Here is a 20,124-nt window from a genome sequence, read left to right on the forward strand (position 1 = left end):
ACAGAAGCCGAAAAAGTTATCTTAACTAGCTAAAAACTGCCCTGCAATTAAATTACCTTTGCCATAGCCCTTTCTAGCGCTTGCAATGCTTGGCTTACTTCAGCTTCAGAAACAATCAACGGCGGTACAAAGCGGATAACTTTAGGACCTGCTGGCACGAGTAACAAACCTTCATCAATGGCTGCTTTAACAACGTCGATAGATGTCAAAGCTATATCTTGTGAAAGTTCCATCCCATCGATTAAACCCCAGCCGCGCACTTCGGTAACTACCTGCGGATATTTAGCGGCGATCGCATTTAAGCCATTTCTTAGCTGTTCGCCGCGCTGATAAGCATTTTGGAGTAAATTGTTCTTTTCTATAGTTTCTAGCACGCTCAAAGCCGCCGCACAAGCAAAAGGATTGCCGCCAAAGGTACTAGCATGATCTCCAGGCTTAAACACATTGCAAAAAGACTTGCACATTACAGCACCAATCGGAATCCCACCGCCCAAACCTTTAGCACTGGTAAAAATATCCGGTTCGATGCCTAAGTTTTCGTATCCCCACAATTTGCCCGTTCTACCTACACCTACTTGCACTTCGTCTAGCATCAATAAAATGCCCGTTTCATCGCAAATATCGCGGATGCGTTGGAAGTAAGCAAGATCGCCAGGACGCACGCCGCCTTCTCCCTGCAAGGGTTCTAGCAAAATAGCAGCCACGCCGCGATCGCCTGAATCTAATTCGGTAATTGCTGTTTCTACAGCTTTAACATCGTTGTAGGGGACGTAATGAAAACCAGGCACTAAAGGACTAAAATCTTTTTGGTACTTCGGTTGTCCTGTCGCCGTAATTGTCGCTAAAGTCCGACCGTGAAAGCTAGCATTAGCTGTAAGAATAATCGGTTCGTCAATTTGTTGAACAGTATGAGCGTACTTGCGAGCAAGCTTAATTGCACCTTCATTTGCTTCTGCACCAGAATTGCAGAAAAATACTCTTTCCGCACAGGAATGGTCAATTAGCCATTTGGCTAGCTGCCCTTGGACGGGAATGTAGTACAAATTAGAAACATGGTGCAGCGTTTGAATTTGCTGCGTTACCGCCTCTACCAAGGCGGGGTGAGCGTGTCCTAGAGTACAAGTAGCAATTCCAGCTACAAAATCTAGATATTCTCGCCCTTGAGTATCCCAAACACGACAAAGCGCACCTTTTTCCAAAGCCAAGGGAAAGCGCCCGTAGGTTGTCATGACGCAATCATCAAAGCTATTAGGATCGTAAGCCTCGCCTAAGACAGCGCCGGATTCCGCAGGTATAGAGGCATCTACTAAAGTTTCTATACTCACTACTTACTCCTTATAAAGATTATTTATGTTTATCTAGCAAGTTTAATGGCAACTAAAGAAAACTTGTATCTGAAAGTTTAATGGCAACTAGAAGCAATTTCTGTCCGATTCGATTCAACTGGCACTTACTTTTAGCTGAAGTAAGGCTATTCTCAAACGAGTGTCCGTCATAACTAACGCCTGTGTACTCTACATTTGAACAAAGATATCGTCGCATCCGTAAAGAGTTAATTGGTGGTGCTATAGCTTTAGTAGGTGTCTTTCTCATCGGTACTTTGTGGTACTGGTTGGTTGAGGGTTGGACTTGGGAAGACGCGGCTTACATGACGGTGATTACTCTTGCTACTGTAGGCTTTGGCGAAATCAATCCTTTGGGCAACCGAGGGCGTTTGTTTACCATCACCCTGATTTTAATGGGAGTGATTAGTATTGGCTACATTGTTAATCGTTTTACAGAAGCTCTCATTCAAGGTTACTTTCAAGAAGGAATAAGACGCAGGCAACTTAGGCGAGTGATGGAATCACTAACAGGGCATTATATTATTTGCGGCTGCGGGCGCACCGGACAGCAAATTGCTTTAGAGTTTAAGGCTGAGGGCGTGCCGTTTTTAACTGTTGACTTGGATATCAATTCTGTCCAGATTGCTCAAGAGTCAGGACTTGTGGCGATCCAGGGAGATGCTACTTTAGATGAAACTTTGCTGAAAGTAGGCATCGAACGGGCGGTGTGTTTGGTGGCGGCGTTGCCTTCTGATGCCGAAAATCTGTATACAGTTTTGTCAGCTAAGACGTTAAATCCGCAAATTCGGGCGATCGCTCGTGCTAGCACTCAAGAAGCTTTGCAGAAGCTTCAGCGGGCTGGAGCCGATGCTGTTGTCTCTCCATACATTACGGGCGGCAAAAGGATGGCTGCTGCTGCTCTCAGACCCCAGGTAATGGATTTTGTAGACGGGATATTGACAGGTGCAGGCAGAGAATTGTATATGGAAGAGTATCGCCTCGATCCAGCAGTTTGTCCTTGTGTTGGGCAAACATTGCGGGAAGCAAAGTTGCGATCGCAAACTGGGGCTTTGGTGCTAGCTATTCGCCGCGTGGATGGGACTTTAATTGGCGGTCCTACGGCAGAAACTAAGTTAATGGCTGGAGATTTGTTGATTTGTATGGGTACGGCGGAACAATTAAGGCAAGTTAACCAAATATTAGGACCAATTCGCTACCGGATGCCACGTCCGCCTAAGCATAATTAAGATCGAAGGAAAAAAGAGGTTTTTATTTTTGTGCTAACGATGAAACATATCGAAAAGGACAATAAATGATAGGGGATCGTCGATCTATGGCTTTTTTTCAAAATTGCGCTCTACCTTAAGATGTATTGTTATTATCTATACAAAGTCATTGTTTGTTTACTTCTTAAGATAGAGCAGTATCGCTAATTTCAGTTTTAACCTGGGAAGATAATTGACAGGGGAACAAAAAGATATTAATGCAAATCATTAGATAAATGCGATCGCTTTTTATGAAGCGAAATAGTAACCTAGGATACCAAAGCCCCCCAACTAGAAAGGAAATATCATGGAAGCTAGCGAACTTCTCAAACGTTACGCCGCAGGAGAAAGAGATTTTAGCGGTATTGACTTAAGTAAAGCTGATTTGAGTTGGAAAAATTTGCAAGGGATTAAGTTACATTCAGCTAATTTGAGCGAAACAAACTTAATTTCTACCGACTTACGGGCGACAGACTTAAGTAAAGCTAATCTCAACTGTGCTAATATGCGCGGCGCAGATTTGAGTGGTTCGTACTTGCGCGATACTAGCATGGTGGAAGCCGATTTACGGGGAGCTTATTTGAGTCAATCTAAAGTAGCTACCTGGTTAGTAGGAGCAAATTTAAGTAGAGCTAACCTGAGCGGCGCAGATTTACAAGGATTGTATTTACATAAAACGCAGCTAACCGATGCTTGTTTTTGCGGCGCAAGAATGCCTAATGGTGGATTTCACGATTAGATGAGTCAAGCCGCAAAGCGGTGATTCGTAAGTGAACTTTGTAATTACGAATTACGAATTACGAATTACGAATTATTTTAGTCAATCTAGCTTTAGAGCATTGACTGGTACTTCGTCCCAATTTGTAACAGTCCGCATTTGAGCAATCCAACCTGCTAACTTTTGAGCATCAGTTAGATTTTGCTCGAATGACTCGTGACAAGCCTCAGCCTGCGATTCGTTACAACAAGCAATACAAGCATGAATCATGCCTGAAGGATCGATTTGTTCGTTTACCCAAATAGTCATCATAAAGTTAGAAGGGACGCAATGCATTGCATCCAGACAAAGGATAAAAAAGACTTCTTAGACTAAGTTTAGGATTTTATGGCGTTTTTTGAGGTTAAGGTCAGAGATATTGATGTTTTTTCACACTTATCTCCCTTTACCCTTCATCAAGCAGCAAAGCGGCAATTCGTAATTGAAGTCTGTAATTACGAATTACGAATTATTTAGTCATTTGCTCGATTGCATCGCCAGTAATTCGGCAAATTCGCCAGTCTGGTAATACCATAGCGCCTATTTGCTCGTAAAATGCGATCGCATCTGCGTTCCAATCTAATACGCTCCACTCCAAGCGTCCGCAACCGCGTTCGACAGCCAGGTTGGCTAAGTAAGTCAAAATTGCTTTGCCAATACCTTTACGCCGATATTCAGGCAAAACAAACAAGTCTTCTAGATATATGCCTGGCTGAGTCAAAAAGGTAGAATAGTTAGGGAAAAATAGTGCAAAGCCAACAACTTCCCCGTCGCACTCAGCTAATATTGCTTCTACACAAGGATGAGAACCAAATAAATGCTCGTGTAGTGCATCAGCATTACCTGTAACTGCATGAGATAGCTTTTCATACTCAGCTAGCGCTTGAATCAATTTAAATAAAACTTGTACGTCAGCAGGCTCAACTGGACGTAATTTAAGAGCGAAAGACATAGACACTATTTACGGCAGCTTTTAGATTCTAAGGCGTAAATAGTGCTTGTTGACTCCAAACTTCTAAATCAGCCAACCTTTTAAGCGTTTGGCAATTTGCGGTCTGCGTAATTTTCGCATAGCTTTACTTTGAATTTGTCGCACTCTTTCGCGGGAGAGATTGAATAAGCAGCCGACTTCTTCCAAAGTACAAGGCTCGCTTGTCGTCAAACCATAACGCAGAGAAATTACGTCTTTTTCTCTGGGAGTTAGCACATCACCCAATACATCCCAAATTTCTTGACGCATCATAGTTTCGTTCATTTGCTGTTCTGGAGATTGTCCGTCTTCATCTTCCAGCAAATCTACCAGTTCTGTATCTTCTTCTTTACCGACGCGATGGTTGAGGGATAAAGATTTACGGCGCAATTGTTGCAGTTGGCGCAGTTGTTCTGGAGCAATTTCTAAAGCTGCGGCTAGTTCTGTCTCTGTAGCGTTACGATGCAATTTTTGCTTGAGTTCTCTTTGTGCTTTTTTGAGCTTGTTGAGCTTTTCAACAATATGAATCGGTAATCTTATAGTTCTAGCATCATTAGCGATCGCTCGCGTAATTGCTTGTCTAATCCACCAGTATGCGTATGTAGAAAATTTATAACCTTTATCTGGGTCGAACTTTTCTGTTGCTCTGTTCAATCCCATTGCGCCTTCTTGAATCAAATCTAGAAACTGTACTCCTCTATTTAAATATCTTTTAGCAATAGAAACTACCAAGCGTAAGTTAGAACGAATCATTTTTCGCTTTGCTACTCTTCCTTGATACAAGCGATGTTCTAACTGGCGTTCTGATATATCGAGAGCAGCAGCTATTTCTACTGGTGTTGAACTGCGATTTAGTTCGTTTTGCAAGCGTTGCTTAACTTCGTCTACTTCAACGAGGAAACGGACTCGACGTGCTAATTCTACCTCTTCATCAGCCTTTAGCAACGGATAACGCGCCATTTCTTTGAAAAATGCACCTACTGCGTCATCTGACTCAGTTTTACGATAACCTGATGGTCTAGCCGCTGCTAAATTATCTCCATCTCTATCTTCTACATCTAAATTTTCTATATCTGATATTTCTTCGACTGCTGCTAAATGCTCGAAGGATGGTTCTTCTAGTTCTTCAACTGCAGAATCATTTATTTCTTGTGGTGGTAGCAAGTTATCAATTGGCTCTAATTCAGTAATATTCATACTTATATTTGGTTCTGATGGGGATAATTCAAACTGACGCTCCATTTGACTTTTTTCGTACATAACACTACTAACTGCTAATTAATTTTATTTAGTCTAGTAAACTGCGTCACCTGCAAATTTATCTGTTGTCAATTGGCTATGTACTAATTATTTTTATTGGCTTGCTCAATTGGATGTCTTATACTTGCTACTTAGTCTTATTATCTAAACAAAAAATTGGATTTTATCCTTACTCCCAACTTGTACAACCTGAAAAAAGCTTATAATAAATAATTCTAGACAATCTAACTGTAAATTCAACTATCTTCCTGAAACAACATTAAGATGGTTAAATACTTATGTATTTTTTAAAATCCTCTTGAAGTTATTATAAGAAAATAATTGAAAGACTAGATAAAAACTCATTTTTGAACGCGCGATCGCAAACAGATAAAACTATCTCCTATACACACCTAAATGTTTATACTCAAAAATTATTAATTTATTAATTAGTCTTGAGAACAGGATCTCATATATACAAAGGCTTTGCTCTCTACCAATGGGGAGAAAATAGTAATTTTTGGAAATAACAGATGACACGAGCAAGTGAATTTCTGCACGAGCGATCGTTAACAAGTTAAATTGATACAAACAAAAGTACCTGTATATAGATTGATATCCACTGAAAATCAGCCGCAAGAGCAGGTATAAAATGTAACTTATGCAGATCGTATAAAGATTTGATTTTTAGCTAAAGCGGACTATGTATATTCCTGGGTTAGATTGGTCAAATTTAATAGTAGCCGAGCCTGGCGCAGCTTATCAGTTCGAGGCGAGCCAGAGCAAGCGTTGGATAGAAGTATTGGTAGACTGCCCAGGCGCTACGGGCATATATACGTACAAACTGCCCAAAGAGATGTTATCGATACAACCAGGCGATATTCTCAGCGTGCCATTTGGTACGCAGCAAGTGGGAGCGATCGCAATTCGGTTATTAGAGCGCCCGCCAGCCAATCTAGCAACCGATAAAATCCGCGAAGTAGAAGATATTATCAGTGCAGGTTTTTTCTCTTCAATTTACTGGGAATTGCTGCAAAAAGTAGCCGAATACTACTACACGCCGTTGATGCAGGTAATTAAAGTTGCATTACCACCAGGATTATTAGGCAAATCGCAACGCCGTATTCGTTTAAAACCAGAAATTACATTAAGTGCTGATGTATTAAGCACCACAGCAAGACAAGTATTGCAGCTATTACAAGCTCAAAGCACTGGTGACTACAGCATTACCTACTTGCAGCGCCAAGTTAGAGGAGCAAATCGGGGTGTAAAAGAGCTATTAAGACGTGGTTGGGTAGAAAGCTATTTAGAAGCACCCAAAGCGACTAAACCCAAGCTCCAAAAAGCCGTTACCTTGGTAGGAAGTGGGTTTGAGACTGATGTTACCCCCCGTCAAAGGGAAATTTTAGAAATATTGCGGCGGCGAGGGGGCGATATGTGGTTGAGCGAGTTATTGCAGGTAAGCAACGCTAATTCTTCTACAGTCAAAGCATTAGAACAAAAAGGCTATGTTGTCATCCAAGAGCGGGAAATGCTCAGAGCCGAAAATAGCCCGCAATTAGCCGCCGATGCACCCAAAACATTAACACCAGCCCAAACACAAGCCTTAGCAGCTATTACAAGCTTAAATGGTGCAGCCCAAGTATTGTTGCATGGAGTAACAGGATCGGGAAAAACAGAAGTATATTTACAAGCGATCGCACCTTTATTAGCACGAGGACAATCGGCATTAGTATTAGTTCCCGAAATTGGACTAACACCGCAGCTTACAGACCGCTTCCGCGCTCGTTTTGGCGATAAAGTATGCGTTTATCACAGCGCCTTATCCGATGGCGAACGTTACGACACTTGGCGGCAAATGCTAACAGGAGAACCCCAAGTAGTAATTGGCACTAGGTCTGCTGTGTATTCACCGCTACCAAAACTCGGCATCATAATTTTGGATGAAGAACACGACAGCAGTTTTAAACAAGATTCACCAATTCCCACCTATCACGCCCGTAATGTTGCTCAATGGAGAGCAGAATTAGAAAATTGTCCCCTAGTTTTAGGTTCGGCTACGCCCTCGTTGGAAAGTTGGGTAGGTTTGAAAGACAAGGAGACAAGGAGACAAGGAGACAAGGGGGGTAGGGGGGATCGGTACTATCTTTCGTTACCCGAACGCATTGGTGCGCGTCCTTTACCGCCTGTAGAAGTGATAGATATGCGCCATGAGTTGCATCTAGGTAATCGCTCTATATTTAGTCGCTCGTTGCAAACAGCACTGCAAGAAATTCAAGCAACGCAGCAACAGGGAATTTTATTTATCCATCGGCGCGGACATAGTACATTTGTTTCTTGTCGCAGTTGTGGCTATGTCGTTGAATGTCCTAACTGCGATGTCTCCTTGGCTTATCACCATGCCGAAATTGGTGCTAGTCAAATGTTGCAGTGTCATTACTGTAACTACGTGCGATCGCATCCTCGCAGTTGTCCCGATTGCGGTTCGCCTTATTTAAAATTCTTTGGTAGCGGTACTCAAAAAGTCGCCCAAGAATTGGCGCAACAATTTCCCCAGTTACGCATAATTCGGTTTGATAGCGATACAACCCGTACCAAAGGGGCTCATCGGGAGTTATTAACTCGATTTGCCAACAAAGAAGCTGATTTGTTGGTAGGAACGCAAATGCTAACTAAAGGTTTAGATTTGCCTCAAGTAACGTTAGTAGGAGTTATTGCTGCTGATGGGTTGCTGCATTTAGCAGATTACAGAGCTAGCGAAAGAGCATTTCAAACTTTAACCCAAGTAGCAGGTAGAGCCGGAAGAGGCGAAGATTCAGGGCGCGTTATCATTCAGACTTACACGCCAGAACATCCAGTCATTCAAGCTGTAGCCAGACACGAGTACGAACCTTTTACAGCCGCAGAATTAGAACAACGGGCGGCGTTAAATTATCCTCCCTACGGGCGGCTGATATTGTTGCGCCTTAGTAGCACCGATGCAGAGCAAGTAGAGCAAGTAGCGCTAAATATAGCTTCTATATTGCGATCGCCAGAGGCAACCTATGAAATACTAGGTCCTGCACCAGCAAGTATTGTACGAGTTGCTAACCGCTATCGCTGGCAAATTTTAATCAAGCTCGGCGATGCAGCTAATTTGCCTAACTGGGATGAAGTGCGATCGCATTGTCCTCCAGTAGTTAGCCTGACTATTGATGTAGATCCGTTGAATATGATGTAGTTGGGGGCGATTGTCAGCGAGATGTTTAAATCGAGAGTTGATTATGACACAAGCGCCTAAATCAAAAATAGAAATTGCTGGCAAGTCGCTCAAACGCTTTAGTGCTGGAGCAGTTGTCGGGTTGCTAATTTCTGCCAGCCAATGGGGCGGCTATACTTATTTTTTTGGGGAGCCAATACCTTTAATTAGAGGAATTGCCTTTTGTTTGGCGCTCTCTTTTGTCTGTGGATTGCTGACACTTAGATGGGGTTATGAAACAATAGAAAAATTGCTGCAATTATTGGGGTAAAGGTAATTGGCTCGTCTTAAAGCCTATCCAATTAGCTGTTTGTGCTGGTTTCGAGGTTAAATGTTATGCAGCCCTTGAGCCAATTACCAAGTAATAATATTTGTGTCCAAATCAAAATCTTCTCGTTCATTAGCTGGAATTGCTGGCATTGTTGGCGCAGCAACTTTAATTAGTAAAGTTTTTGGCTTAGTACGCACCCAAGCGATCGCTGCTGTATTTGGTGTAGGCGTAGCTGCGGATGCTTTTAACTACGCCTATGTTATCCCTGGGTTTCTACTGGTTCTTCTCGGTGGGATAAATGGACCATTTCACAGTGCTATTGTCAGCGTCTTAGCCAAGCGCCCAAAGTCTGAAGCTGCGCCTTTGGTTGAAACTGTAACAACTTTTGTCGGTGGGTTGCTGCTATTAGTAACGATCGCCTTAATATTTTTGGCTCCAGGAATTATCGATTTAGTAGCGCCTGGCTTAGATACTACTACTCATGGCACAGAAGTACGAGCGATCGCCATTCGCCAAATGCAAATTATGGCTCCTATGGCACTTTTAGCAGGGCTAATTGGCATTGGTTTCGGTACGCTCAATGCTGCTAATCAATACTGGCTACCCTCAGTTAGTCCTTTATTTTCTAGCATTACCGTCATTATTGGCTTAGGCGTTCTAGCTTTGCAGTTAGGAGAAAAAGTTACTAGCCCCCAATACGCGCTTTTAGGTGGAGTAGTTCTAGCCTGGGGAACTTTGGCTGGAGCAATTTTGCAGTGGTTAGTCCAAGTTCCGGCGCAATGGCGTTCTGGTATGGGTACTTTACGCCTGCGGTTTAACTTCAATCAGCCTGGAGTGAGTGAAGTTATGAAAATTATGGGACCTGCAACCTTTTCTTCAGGCATGACCCATATTAATCTATATGTGATTTTAATTTTGGCTTCTTACATTCCCCAAGCCGCCGCCGCCCTACAGTATGCGGGTTTGTTAGTACAAACTCCTTTAGGCATTCTTTCTAACGTCATATTAGTACCGCTTTTACCTATCTTTTCTCGACTAGCAGATCCGGCTGACTGGGATGAACTAAAAGCTAGAATTCGTCAAGGCTTGCTGCTAACTGGAATTACCATGCTACCTCTAGGAGCGCTGACGATCGCTTTAGCAGTACCAATTGTCCGCATAGTTTACGAACGCGGAGCCTTCGATCGCAATGCTTCGCAATTAGTCGCCTCGTTGCTGGTAGTTTACGGCATTGGGATGTTTGTTTATCTAGGACGCGATGTATTGGTGCGAGTATTCTACGCTTTGGGCGATGGTGATACGCCTTTTCGAGTCAGCGCCGTTAGTATTTTTTTTAATATGATCTTTGCCTATCTATTTTTCAAAATCTTAGGCGCACCAGGGCTAGTGCTATCAACTGTCGTAGTAAACTTAATTTCCATGCTGCTGCTATTTTGGTTGCTAGATCGCAAGCTGCATGGATTGCCTTGGCAAGAGTGGTTTCTACCACTTGCGGCGTTAACTGGTAGCAGTTTTTTAGCCGGAATCGCCAGTTGGCTGACTCTTTGGGGCATACAACAATTTTGGCAGGGAAATGGATTGCTCGGACAATTGCTGCAACTTACCCTAGCTGGAATAGTAGGTTTGGGTATTTTTGCGGCGATCGCCATGCGAATGAACTTGCCAGAAATTGATATTTTCTTATCTAGGATACGCCAGCGTTTTAGCAGATAATCAGCTTACACTTCGCGCTGGTATTTTTCGAGAATATCCATCAAATTGACTTGACACTGCATCGGGAGAAACTCAAGCAAAGGTACTTCTTTCTTACCAGCGCCAATCTTAATCGGGATAGATTGCAAAATGTGCAAAACTCGATCTTCATCTAAAGATTTAGCTGTTAATATCGGATAAAGTTGCTCGGCAAGCAGCGTATGTAGATGAGCATCAGATAAATACAAATGCCATTTGGCAATGTCCATGTAGACGTTTTCGCCAATTTCTGAAGCCATTGCTTCTAATACTTCTGTAGTTCTATTAGCCATAGCGCTTGATTTTGGGTATCTAAGTAAATATTAGTCCTACTTTCTAATATTACTTAGATACATAATTTTATTTGCTTTTAGCCGTCTATCTTTAGGTGGATTTGGGTGGTGTTTGCTCGGAGTAATCAGCGATCGCTGCTATATAAAGTAAATGCGACAGTAACACTCCTAGCCAGCCGAGGGTTAGCCAGGGCAACCATTCCCAGCTAGCAGATTTGAAATTATGGAAGAACCATAAGCCAGAATTGCAGGCAGCAAAAACTGCTACATGAGTAGCAAAATTCATTCTATCGTCTAGCTTACGGTAAGCAGGGTCTTTACGGTCTGGTTTGCGGGGCCAACGAGGAGGCATGAATAGTTTTGAGTGTTGAGTGTTGAGTGTTGAGTTATTAAGACTAATAACTAATTTAATTTTAGAGGCGATCGCACTACAATTAATCAGCTTGGTAGTCGCCTGATTTGCCGCCTGTTTTACTTACTAGGTGGATAGATTCGATAGAGATTGACTTTTCTAAAGCTTTTGCCATGTCGTACAAGGTGAGTGCTGCAACCGAAGCGGCTGTTAAGGCTTCCATTTCTACACCTGTTTCGGCTTTTGTTTTGACTTCTGCTTGAATTTGGTAGCCAGGTAATTGAGGATCTGGGTTAATTTGTACTTCTACTTTAGCTATTGGCAAGGGATGGCACAGAGGAATTAATGTTGATGTTTGTTTTGCTGCCATAATTCCCGCTAGTCTGGCTGTACCTAACACATCGCCTTTGGGCAAGTTTCCCGCTTGGATTGCTTGGAAGGTTTTTAGTTGCATTCTCACTCTAGCAGCCGCTACAGCATGGCGAACAGTTGCCGTTTTGCCCGACACATCTACCATCTGGGCTTGTCCTTGGGGATCTAGATGAGTCAACTTAGCAGACTTTTGCGGAAACTCTTGCATTATTTTTCCATTGTGTTAGGATAGTAATTCTGCGAGGGCGTGTAGCTCAGTGGACTAGAGCACGTGGCTACGGACCACGGTGTCGGGGGTTCGAATCCCTCCTCGCCCGTATTTTGTAAATTTAACATCGCGGTATATGTAGAGACGTTGCACTGCAACGTCTCTACATGGGTTGACGTTTTGATATTACATTTTTGTGGCATACACGTCACGACCCTTACCTAATGCGAACCGTAGGGAATGGGGCAAATCTTTACTAGATTGGGTGAGAAAAATAATAATTGCTAGGAACGTCAAGACGCTAGCAAAGCCGAAAATATGGCGATATCCCACATATTGCGCGACTGACCCAAGCACCGGACCTGCGATCGCAATTCCCACATCAAACCCTACCATACACACGCCAAATATTTTCCCCCGTTCTGAAGGCATTGCTCTATCTGCCATCATCGCTGCAATCATCGGAATCAGCGTACCAGCCCCCGCCCCTTCTATTACAGCGGCAATTAGGAAACTGCTAGGACTATTTGCCTGCCACAATAACAGCATCGATACCGTATAGAAAATCAAGCTAATAGTGACAAACAATCCGCGCCCATAGCGATCGCTAGCACGTCCGGCAATTAATCGGATGCTAAAACTAGCGATCGCTGCTGCTGTATAGAATAAACCTGCATTCAAATCTACGCCAGCAGACTTAATAAATAGCGGCACAAACGTACTTAGAGTCCCAAACGCCAAACCCACCATCAACAGCACCAAAGCCGGAATGCGGACGCGGGGACTAAAAAGCAACGACCAAAATATATTACTCTGAGTTTTACCGCGCAAATCAGTAGTTATTTTGGGATTGATAACTTGCGCCGTACAAATTAGCCCCAAAATTCCCAAACCTGAAGACAGCAAAAATAAAGGCGTGTAACCAGCACCAGCTTGCAAAAATCCACCCAAAGCAGGACCAATAGCTAGCCCTACCGGATTAACAAGACTCATATAGCCAATAACTTCACCGCGATTTTGGGGAGGAGCAATATCAGCAATTAAAGCAGAGTAGCCAGTAGTGAAAGCAGCAATACTGATACCGTGAAACGCTCTAATTACCATCAATAGCGGAATTGACTTTACCACCAAATAGCCCAAAGGAGCGATCGCAACTGCTGCCATCCCAATCAACAAAACAATCTTACGACTATGTTCGTCCGCGAGTCTCCCCAATGCCGGACGAAACAGCAACAAACCAATCGCAAAACAGCCCATCACAAAACCAATTTGCTGCTCCGATGCCCCTAAATCTGCAACATATAAAGGCAAAGTAGGTAATAAAGCAGTCAAACTAGACCAAAATAATAGCCCAGCAGCGAACAAAATAGCTAAATTCCGCCGCAGCTTAGAATCGAGCGCCAAAAAAACGTTCAAAGTTAAATTTATTTAGAACACTAATTATCCTATTGTTACTTTACTTAATATTTTTGCCGATAACCTCTCGCACGCGATAGATAGGTCGACCTTGAGACTCGTGATAAGTACGCATCAGCAACTCAGCCAAAAGCCCAAAACAAAATAACTGAACGCCAGCCACCACAAGCAAGACAGCCAAAATCAGCAAAGGGCGATTGCCAATACTTTGACCCAAACCAAGCTTCAAAAAAGTCAAATAAAGACCAATAATTGTACCCAAAGCAGTAGAAAGCAGACCAAACAGCCCAAAAACGTGCATCGGGCGAGTTAGGAAAGTTTTCATAAAATAGATAGTCAGCAAATCCATCACAACCCGAAAAGTCCGTCCTAGCCCATACTTACTTTGCCCAAAACGGCGAGCATGGTGACGTACCGGAACCTCAGTAATTTTCGCGCCTTCAATATAAGCCAAAGCAGGCAAAAAGCGGTGTAACTCCCCATACAGATTCATATCCGCCACCACTTCAGCCCGATAAGCCTTCAAAGAACAGCCATAATCGTGCAACTGCACCCCAGTAACCCGTCCGATCAGCAAGTTAGCAAGTTTAGAAGGTAAAAGCCGAGTCAAAGCCGCATCCTGACGATGCTTGCGCCAACCACTAACCAAATCGTAACCCTCATCCAACTTAGCTAGTAGCATCGGGATATCAGCAGGATCGTTTTGCAAATCGCCATCCAACGTTACAACAGAATGCGATCGCGCATAGTAAAACCCCGCCGCCATAGCAGCAGTTTGCCCGTAATTGCGCCGCAGTAGCACAGAGCGCAAATCGTTTCTCCGTAAAGCCTCAGCCTTCAGCCAACGATCCGAGCCATCCTTCGAGCCATCATCAACACAAATAATCTCATAACTAAGCCCAGCATCCGCCAAACTAGAAGAAATCGCCGCTAACAAATGGGGCAAACTTTCCACCTCATTATAAACAGGCACAACCACCGAAACAGCCAAACCCTCATCCCGCGCATCTCGTCCATTTTCCCCAACACCCGCAACAACTAACCCATCTTTCATTCTTAACTCCTCCACCTCTTACTCTCTGCGCCTCTGCGGTATGCGCTACGCGCAAGCTTCGCTAACATAACTTCCTACAACTCTCCCACACCCACGCAACTGCCGATAATAAGATCGACCAACCTCCTCCCCAAGTTCCGAAAGCAGATCGATCCCAATCCCATCGCGCCCAATTTTCTGCCCAGAACTATGAATATAAAAACCCTCACCCAAATACAATCCCACATGAGTAGCCTTATGCTCTGACCCAAAAAACACCAAATCCCCCACCTGCAAATCCTCAACAGCAACAGCCAAACAAAAAACTTCTTGCTGATAAGCATCTCTAGGTAGCCAAACCCCCACAGCAGCGAAAGCTGCCTGCATCAACCCCGAACAATCATAATTAGGACCAACAGTTCCACCCCAAAGATAGTAATTGGGTTGTTGCATAGCTAGCTTAGTAAACTCAACCGCAGCCGGAATCCGCGCTTGAATTTCTGCTTCAGTAACAGAATTTGCCTGATAAACTCGATCTGCAACCTGCAAAAAAGCCAAATCATCAGCTAACAGCCAACCAGGATAATCATCTTCACACAACCGCACCTTAACAGCGCGATTTTCCTGCCCAATAACTTGCAAATGTCGTCCTCTAGCCGCCTGAGTTGCCAAAGTCGAGCAATTAGAGTTGTCATAAAGATTTAAATTAGTACAGCACAAGTATTCTGCGGCTAAATTTTGCTGTAATTGAGCGAGAGAAACCATAAAAAAGTGTAAGTTAGCAATACTGATAGATTCTTTTTGCCTGCTTATGACATTTTTCCGTAAAGACGAACAACTCGATAAGTTAGGCGATCGCATTTTAGAAGCAACTTGGGCAGAATTTCCAGCTTTGAAGCGCAACGCGATCGCTATGACGTGGATTGTCTACGATCCGCCCATACCCGTCAATACAGGAGGAGCATTAAATCCGCAAGCATTTTGGAGTCATCCGATTAGAGGCTTTAACTATCGCGGCGTAGAACGAATTTATCCAGCCAGCGTTGTTAAATTATTTTATTTGGTAGCGATGCAGGAATGGCTAGAAAAGGGCATGAGCCAGCCTTCTAGGGAACTAGAACGAGCGATGAAAGACATGATTGTAGATTCTAGCAACGATGCTACTAGCTTAGTTGTAGACGTTCTTAGCGGCACTACTAGCGGTCCAGAATTGCCCCCAGGACCATTTGAAACCTGGAAAATGCAGCGCAATATAGTTAACCGCTACTACCAATCTTTAGGTTGGGCAGAAATGGAATCAATCAACGTCAACCAAAAAACTTGGGGTGATGGTCCCTACGGGCGAGAACGGATGTTTGTTGGCGAGTTGATGGACAACCGCAATATGCTGACAACTAATGCTACAGCGCAGCTATTACACAGTATTATTGGCGGCGTAGCCGTATCGGCAGCACGCAGTCAAGCGATGATGGCATTACTAAAACGCAGCCTCAATCCTGAAGAATTAAATGATGAAAATCAAGTAACTGGATTTTTGGGTAGTGGATTGCCGCCTGATGCTCAATTATGGTCAAAAGCAGGTTGGACTAGCCAAGTGCGCCACGATGCCGCATATATAGAAATTCCTGGCAAGCAGCCTTATTTGCTAGTAGTATTTATTGAAGGTACTTACAGTCAAAATCGAGCTATTTTACCGTTTATTTCCCAGCAAATCGCCGCATCTGTGGATAATTTACCTTAATTGCTTGCATAAATTGGGCGATCGCTACAACAGATCGAGTTGTCCTATAACTAGGCTGAAGATGAAATTAATAGTAAGTAGTAGTATGAGCTTTTTGCTAGCAGCAATCTATATTTTGGGTAGCGTCAGTAAAGAATCAGTTATCGCTGCGGAAACAATTGCCACTTCCCGAACGGCTCAAAGTACAGCCGCTCGATTAGAAGCTGCTCTCAAGCGCGGGAATGTGCCAGCAGCAGTACCGCAAATTGAGACAACGTGGGAAAGGCAATATGAAGGCTACTTTAAAACAAATTTTGGCGATCGCTCAGTCAGCCAAAGAGAAATTTCCGCTGTTCTCGCAAGAATTGCCCGCTTAACAGGCAAAAGAACTGCTTTAGTTTATTTAATTCCAGGCAAACAGCAACTAGATGTTGTCGCCATATTTCCTGATGGCAAACCCGTTCATAAACGCATTCCTCAAGCTAACAATCAAGCATTGCAACCAAAAGTCAAAGAATTTAGGCAAACGCTGACAATTCCTAGATTTAGAAGTAATACGCGCTATCTACCTGTATCTCAACAACTTTATCAGTGGGCGATCGCCCCTATTGAAGCTGATTTAAAAGCGCGGAAAATAGACACGCTGATGTTTTGTGTCGGAGTTGGCTTGCGGACATTGCCCTTAGCTGCATTACATGACGGACGACAGTTTTTAGTAGAAAAATACAGTATTGGGCGCATACCTGCTTTCAAACTGACTGATACGCTGTATGCCAATCTCAAAAACGCTCCTACTCTAGCTATGGGAGCATCAGAATTTGCAAATCAAAACCCTTTACCTGCTGTACCAGTAGAGTTGTCTGTCATTACCGAAATTCAAAGGCAAAGTAGAGCTTTTCTCAACCAAGCATTTACTTTAGCCAATCTACAAAATCAACTACGACAGCAGCCATTTAGAATCATCCACCTTGCCACCCATGCTAACTTTCAATCAGGAGCGCCAAGCAACTCCTACGTGCAGTTTTGGAATACCAGATTGCAGTTAAATCAAATTAGGCGATTGGGTTGGTATAGAGTACCAGTAGAATTGTTGGTACTAAGTGCTTGCGAGACGGCAATAGGCGATCGCGAAGCAGAGTTAGGTTTTGCTGGATTAGCCGTTCAAGCTGGGGTAAAGTCAGCATTAGCTAGTTTGTGGTTCGTCAGCGATGAAGGCACTTTGGCATTGATGTCAGAATTTTATCGAGATCTAAGAACTGCTCCTATTAAAGCAGAAGCGCTCAGGCAAGCCCAAATAGCCATGCTTAAAGGACAAGTAAGGTTAGAAAATGGTCAGTTGCGTACACCTACAGGTAATATAAAATTGCCTCCAGAACTAGCCCAGGTAAGCAATAGAAGTTTATCTCATCCTTATTATTGGTCTGCTTTTACAGTAGTCGGCAGCCCTTGGTAATAGTTTGGAGTAATATGCTTCTTGCAAAAGCCTAAATGTATATCCCTCTTTTATGACTCTGAGCATAAACTAATTAAAATATAGTTATTTGTGACTGTTTGCAAGTAAATATGTTAGTCGCTAGAAAAGCTCGACATCTATCTGAAAGCTTTTCAATTACAGGCGGAGCAAAAACTTGGGCTATAGAATATACAGAAAATGATAAGCTTGTTGGAAAATCGTTAAATTCCGATTTATAAAATAGGGAGCAAATAAAATTCGCGTCCGCACAAACGCGCATTTGTGCAGGCGGAATAATAAGATTTTTAAGTATTTATAACTCGTGCAAAAAGTCAGAAATTACGAAGTACGAATTACGAATTATCCATAGTAGCTAGGCTCATTCCCCTGTTTCCATTTGATATTGCATCCTACACTGGGTTGTTGCTCAAAAGTAATATCTTTACCTGCTAATACTGCGTCAATCGCTGCGCGTAAATCTTTACCCGTTACTGGTTTGCCATTACTTGGACGGCTATCATCAAGTTGTCCGCGATATACCAACTTTTGGCTAGCATCAAATAAAAAGAAGTCTGGCGTACACGCTGCTGTATAAGCTTTGGCTGTCTCCTGACTTTCGTCATAACAAATAGGATAGGCTAAGTTTAGCTCTTGCGCCATTGCTTTTAACTTTTGGGGTGCATCATCTGGGTAGTTAACGACATCGTTTGCACTAATCGCTACAATGCCTAAATTGCTACCAGCGTAGTCTTTACCAATTTTTGCTAACTCTGCTTTTATATGCTTGACAAAAGGACAATGTTGGCAAATAAACATGACTAACAATGCCTGCTTATCAGCATAGTTTGATAGCGCGATCGCGTTACCCGAAACTACATCTGGTAAATTGAAATCTGGAGCCTTAGTACCCAAAGGCAACATAGTCGAAGCAGTCAATGCCATAGTATCTACCTGTAAGATTTTCACTTATTTTATAAATAATCGCTCATAGCAGCAGATAAAAATGCTGGGCAGACTAAATTGTAAGTTAGAGAATGATGCTTACTGCTAGCAAAGTATAGTTAAGCCGGACTTTGCTCGTAGATAAATATTTGTAATTTGCCATCTAGCAACTGTCAATAGAATTAACCGCTAAAAAAGAGGTATATTCAAACTCATAGCGCGATGCCTAATTATAAAGATATTTGCTAGATGCGCTGACGTGCAACTACTTTGGAAGGAGATTAGTTTGTGAAATCATCGTCCCCCCCGACAAAAGTCATCGGCGTATTAAACGGGAAGGGAGGAGTAGGCAAAACTACGACAGCTATTGCCTTATCAGGTATTTTTGCTGAGAAATACAAAGTTTTAGCTGTAGACGCTGATATTCAAGGTAGTTTTACGTGGTGGACTGAACGCAGCGAACAAAACTTAGGTTTTGACTTAACTCAAGAAACAAATGCTCAACTATTAAGCAATTTACGCAACGTAGAAGGCTACGATTTAATTGTAGTAGATACCCCCCCAGCGCTAGGTTCCGATGCCCTAGCTGCTGTAGTATCATCTGCAGACTACCTAGTTTTGCCCACGCCGCCAGCACCGATGGACTTGGCTGTACTGATTGAAACAGTAAAAAAAGCTGTCATCCCTGTAGGGATAGCTCATCGGGTGTTGCTAACGCGGGTAGACTCGCGTAGGGTAGGAGAAGCAAAAGAGGCTCAAAACACCCTAACAGCACTCAAAATTCCTACTTGTAAAGCGTTTGTGCGTACTTATAAAGCTCACGAACGCGCGGCGCTAGAAGGAATGCTGATTACTCAATGGCGCGGCAAAAATGCACGAGAAGCTCAGTTAGATTACCGTCGAGTAGCACAAGAGATACAGCAGGATTGGAGAAAATAATGGCTAAAAAGGATTTAGGAGACTTACTGCGAGAAGAAGTCCAAAAAAACTCATCAGCAGATATAAATTTAGGTGAACAAATGTCACAAGAAGATAACTCTATAGCAGAAACAGAAGCAGCGGATGATACCAATAATCATCGTGCTAAACGCGCTTTGACTAAAGCCGATTTAGAAGCGTTAGTCAACGACTTAAGAGCAGCTTTAGAAGAAAGTCAAAAATATAGCAATTCCCTAGAACAGAAAGTAGCTGATTTGCAATCAGATTTACAAACTCAAAAGGCATCAGTACAAAAACTAAAAGCTGAATTAAAAGAAGCAGAACAAAATAGTTCAGAAATAAAAACTCTCCGCTCGGAAGTAGGTAAAATCGACAAAATTAAAGCCGAGCTTGAAGATGCAAAAAACTTTATCTTGCAGCTTTCAGAAACTAACACTAAAAGTAGTAAAAAACCCGCTACTCCCAGCAAACAAAGTCAACAAATTGTACCTAGTAAAAGTAATGAAGTTTTGACCACACCTACAGATAAAGTTATTCACTCGCACCTACCATCTACTACTCTTACCAATTCAGACATTGGCTGGGTTGATTAAAACCCCT

General features: G+C 42.9%; 20 protein-coding genes and 1 tRNA gene. 10 read left to right on the forward strand and 11 right to left on the reverse strand.

Annotated elements, in window-relative coordinates; all coding sequences use genetic code 11:
• Positions 1-47: 47 nt before the first annotated feature.
• The gene (locus tag UH38_RS04425; protein ID WP_045053421.1) at positions 48-1,325 is read right to left on the reverse strand and encodes an aspartate aminotransferase family protein; all 1,278 of its coding nucleotides are present in this window, start codon (positions 1,323-1,325) and stop codon (positions 48-50) included.
• A gap of 182 nt (positions 1,326-1,507) precedes the next feature.
• On the opposite strand from UH38_RS04425, the gene UH38_RS04430 reads away from it, so the two are divergent.
• Positions 1,508-2,572, forward strand: coding sequence for a potassium channel family protein (locus UH38_RS04430; protein ID WP_045053422.1), 1,065 nt, complete (start codon positions 1,508-1,510; stop codon positions 2,570-2,572).
• 325 nt (positions 2,573-2,897) lie between these two features.
• Positions 2,898-3,329: a pentapeptide repeat-containing protein gene (locus UH38_RS04435; protein WP_045053423.1), complete on the forward strand. Its 432-nt coding sequence runs from the start codon at positions 2,898-2,900 to the stop codon at positions 3,327-3,329.
• 81 nt (positions 3,330-3,410) lie between these two features.
• Here UH38_RS04435 and UH38_RS04440 read toward each other — a convergent pair whose 3' ends face one another.
• From UH38_RS04440 to UH38_RS04450, 3 genes are all read right to left on the reverse strand, one after another.
• Positions 3,411-3,617, reverse strand: coding sequence for a hypothetical protein (locus UH38_RS04440; RefSeq protein WP_045053424.1), 207 nt, complete (start codon positions 3,615-3,617; stop codon positions 3,411-3,413).
• A 199-nt stretch (positions 3,618-3,816) separates the two neighbouring features.
• Positions 3,817-4,299 carry a GNAT family N-acetyltransferase gene (locus UH38_RS04445; RefSeq protein ID WP_045053425.1) on the reverse strand — a complete coding sequence of 161 codons (483 nt, stop codon included), beginning with the start codon at positions 4,297-4,299 and terminating at the stop codon, positions 3,817-3,819.
• A 63-nt stretch (positions 4,300-4,362) separates the two neighbouring features.
• Entirely contained in the window at positions 4,363-5,514 is a 1,152-nt protein-coding gene (locus UH38_RS04450; protein ID WP_045053576.1) for an RpoD/SigA family RNA polymerase sigma factor, read from the reverse strand.
• A 745-nt stretch (positions 5,515-6,259) separates the two neighbouring features.
• Between UH38_RS04450 and priA the strand changes: the two genes are divergently transcribed.
• The 3 genes from priA to murJ all read left to right on the forward strand — a co-directional run bounded on the left by priA (position 6,260) and on the right by murJ (position 10,778).
• Entirely contained in the window at positions 6,260-8,776 is a 2,517-nt protein-coding gene (gene priA, locus UH38_RS04455; RefSeq protein WP_045053426.1) for a primosomal protein N', read from the forward strand.
• 43 nt (positions 8,777-8,819) lie between these two features.
• A complete protein-coding gene (locus UH38_RS04460) occupies positions 8,820-9,065 on the forward strand; it encodes a hypothetical protein (RefSeq protein ID WP_045053427.1) in 246 nt (81 codons plus the stop codon).
• 102 nt (positions 9,066-9,167) lie between these two features.
• Entirely contained in the window at positions 9,168-10,778 is a 1,611-nt protein-coding gene (murJ, locus tag UH38_RS04465; protein WP_045053428.1) for a murein biosynthesis integral membrane protein MurJ, read from the forward strand.
• A 5-nt stretch (positions 10,779-10,783) separates the two neighbouring features.
• Here the strand turns inward: murJ and UH38_RS04470 are convergent, their stop codons facing one another.
• From UH38_RS04470 to moaC, 3 genes are all read right to left on the reverse strand, one after another.
• Positions 10,784-11,089, reverse strand: coding sequence for a DUF3181 family protein (locus UH38_RS04470; RefSeq protein WP_045053429.1), 306 nt, complete (start codon positions 11,087-11,089; stop codon positions 10,784-10,786).
• A gap of 91 nt (positions 11,090-11,180) precedes the next feature.
• Complete coding sequence (locus UH38_RS04475; RefSeq protein WP_045053430.1) at positions 11,181-11,441, reverse strand: 2TM domain-containing protein; 261 nt, start codon at positions 11,439-11,441, stop codon at positions 11,181-11,183.
• 82 nt (positions 11,442-11,523) lie between these two features.
• A complete protein-coding gene (gene moaC / locus UH38_RS04480; RefSeq protein ID WP_045053431.1) occupies positions 11,524-12,021 on the reverse strand; it encodes a cyclic pyranopterin monophosphate synthase MoaC in 498 nt (165 codons plus the stop codon).
• A gap of 35 nt (positions 12,022-12,056) precedes the next feature.
• Between moaC and UH38_RS04485 the strand changes: the two genes are divergently transcribed.
• Positions 12,057-12,130, forward strand: a tRNA-Arg gene (locus UH38_RS04485).
• Between the two features lie 77 nt (positions 12,131-12,207).
• Here UH38_RS04485 and UH38_RS04490 read toward each other — a convergent pair.
• The 3 genes from UH38_RS04490 to UH38_RS04500 are packed head-to-tail and all read right to left on the reverse strand — an operon-like array spanning position 12,208 to position 15,235.
• Positions 12,208-13,437 carry an MFS transporter gene (locus UH38_RS04490; RefSeq protein WP_045053432.1) on the reverse strand — a complete coding sequence of 410 codons (1,230 nt, stop codon included), beginning with the start codon at positions 13,435-13,437 and terminating at the stop codon, positions 12,208-12,210.
• A gap of 40 nt (positions 13,438-13,477) precedes the next feature.
• Positions 13,478-14,491 carry a glycosyltransferase family 2 protein gene (locus UH38_RS04495; RefSeq protein WP_045053433.1) on the reverse strand — a complete coding sequence of 338 codons (1,014 nt, stop codon included), beginning with the start codon at positions 14,489-14,491 and terminating at the stop codon, positions 13,478-13,480.
• A 45-nt stretch (positions 14,492-14,536) separates the two neighbouring features.
• Positions 14,537-15,235, reverse strand: a complete 699-nt coding sequence (locus UH38_RS04500) for a C40 family peptidase (RefSeq protein WP_045053434.1) — start codon at positions 15,233-15,235, stop codon at positions 14,537-14,539.
• A gap of 46 nt (positions 15,236-15,281) precedes the next feature.
• Here UH38_RS04500 and UH38_RS04505 point away from each other — a divergent pair, with 46 nt between their 5' ends.
• Positions 15,282-16,211, forward strand: coding sequence for a serine hydrolase (locus UH38_RS04505; RefSeq protein ID WP_045053435.1), 930 nt, complete (start codon positions 15,282-15,284; stop codon positions 16,209-16,211).
• 85 nt (positions 16,212-16,296) lie between these two features.
• Positions 16,297-17,643 carry a CHAT domain-containing protein gene (locus UH38_RS04510; RefSeq protein WP_235355069.1) on the forward strand — a complete coding sequence of 449 codons (1,347 nt, stop codon included), beginning with the start codon at positions 16,297-16,299 and terminating at the stop codon, positions 17,641-17,643.
• 360 nt (positions 17,644-18,003) lie between these two features.
• On the opposite strand, the gene UH38_RS04515 is transcribed toward UH38_RS04510, so the two are convergent.
• A complete protein-coding gene (locus UH38_RS04515) occupies positions 18,004-18,585 on the reverse strand; it encodes a thioredoxin family protein (RefSeq protein ID WP_045053437.1) in 582 nt (193 codons plus the stop codon).
• A 288-nt stretch (positions 18,586-18,873) separates the two neighbouring features.
• Here UH38_RS04515 and UH38_RS04520 point away from each other — a divergent pair, with 288 nt between their 5' ends.
• A complete protein-coding gene (locus tag UH38_RS04520) occupies positions 18,874-19,524 on the forward strand; it encodes a ParA family protein (protein WP_045053438.1) in 651 nt (216 codons plus the stop codon).
• Positions 19,524-20,117 carry a hypothetical protein gene (locus tag UH38_RS04525; protein ID WP_045053439.1) on the forward strand — a complete coding sequence of 198 codons (594 nt, stop codon included), beginning with the start codon at positions 19,524-19,526 and terminating at the stop codon, positions 20,115-20,117. The genes UH38_RS04520 and UH38_RS04525 overlap by 1 nt, the downstream gene beginning before the upstream one ends.
• Positions 20,118-20,124: the final 7 nt, after the last annotated feature.

The sequence above is a fragment of the Aliterella atlantica CENA595 genome (assembly GCF_000952155.1).
GTDB classification, from domain to species: domain Bacteria; phylum Cyanobacteriota; class Cyanobacteriia; order Cyanobacteriales; family Chroococcidiopsidaceae; genus Aliterella; species Aliterella atlantica.

Excerpts from the sequence above, each read along its gene's own strand:
- UH38_RS04435 (WP_045053423.1), top strand. The coding sequence starts at position 2,898 with ATGGAAGCTAGCGAACTTCTCAAACGTTACGCCGCAGGAGAAAGAGAT.
- UH38_RS04440 (WP_045053424.1), bottom strand. The coding sequence starts at position 3,617 with ATGACTATTTGGGTAAACGAACAAATCGATCCTTCAGGCATGATTCAT.
- UH38_RS04445 (WP_045053425.1), bottom strand. The coding sequence starts at position 4,299 with ATGTCTTTCGCTCTTAAATTACGTCCAGTTGAGCCTGCTGACGTACAA.
- UH38_RS04450 (WP_045053576.1), bottom strand. The coding sequence starts at position 5,514 with ATGAATATTACTGAATTAGAGCCAATTGATAACTTGCTACCACCACAA.
- priA (WP_045053426.1), top strand. The coding sequence starts at position 6,260 with ATGTATATTCCTGGGTTAGATTGGTCAAATTTAATAGTAGCCGAGCCT.
- UH38_RS04460 (WP_045053427.1), top strand. The coding sequence starts at position 8,820 with ATGACACAAGCGCCTAAATCAAAAATAGAAATTGCTGGCAAGTCGCTC.
- UH38_RS04470 (WP_045053429.1), bottom strand. The coding sequence starts at position 11,089 with ATGGCTAATAGAACTACAGAAGTATTAGAAGCAATGGCTTCAGAAATT.
- UH38_RS04475 (WP_045053430.1), bottom strand. The coding sequence starts at position 11,441 with ATGCCTCCTCGTTGGCCCCGCAAACCAGACCGTAAAGACCCTGCTTAC.
- moaC (WP_045053431.1), bottom strand. The coding sequence starts at position 12,021 with ATGCAAGAGTTTCCGCAAAAGTCTGCTAAGTTGACTCATCTAGATCCC.
- UH38_RS04495 (WP_045053433.1), bottom strand. The coding sequence starts at position 14,491 with ATGAAAGATGGGTTAGTTGTTGCGGGTGTTGGGGAAAATGGACGAGAT.
- UH38_RS04500 (WP_045053434.1), bottom strand. The coding sequence starts at position 15,235 with ATGGTTTCTCTCGCTCAATTACAGCAAAATTTAGCCGCAGAATACTTG.
- UH38_RS04505 (WP_045053435.1), top strand. The coding sequence starts at position 15,282 with ATGACATTTTTCCGTAAAGACGAACAACTCGATAAGTTAGGCGATCGC.
- UH38_RS04510 (WP_235355069.1), top strand. The coding sequence starts at position 16,297 with ATGAGCTTTTTGCTAGCAGCAATCTATATTTTGGGTAGCGTCAGTAAA.
- UH38_RS04515 (WP_045053437.1), bottom strand. The coding sequence starts at position 18,585 with ATGGCATTGACTGCTTCGACTATGTTGCCTTTGGGTACTAAGGCTCCA.
- UH38_RS04525 (WP_045053439.1), top strand. The coding sequence starts at position 19,524 with ATGGCTAAAAAGGATTTAGGAGACTTACTGCGAGAAGAAGTCCAAAAA.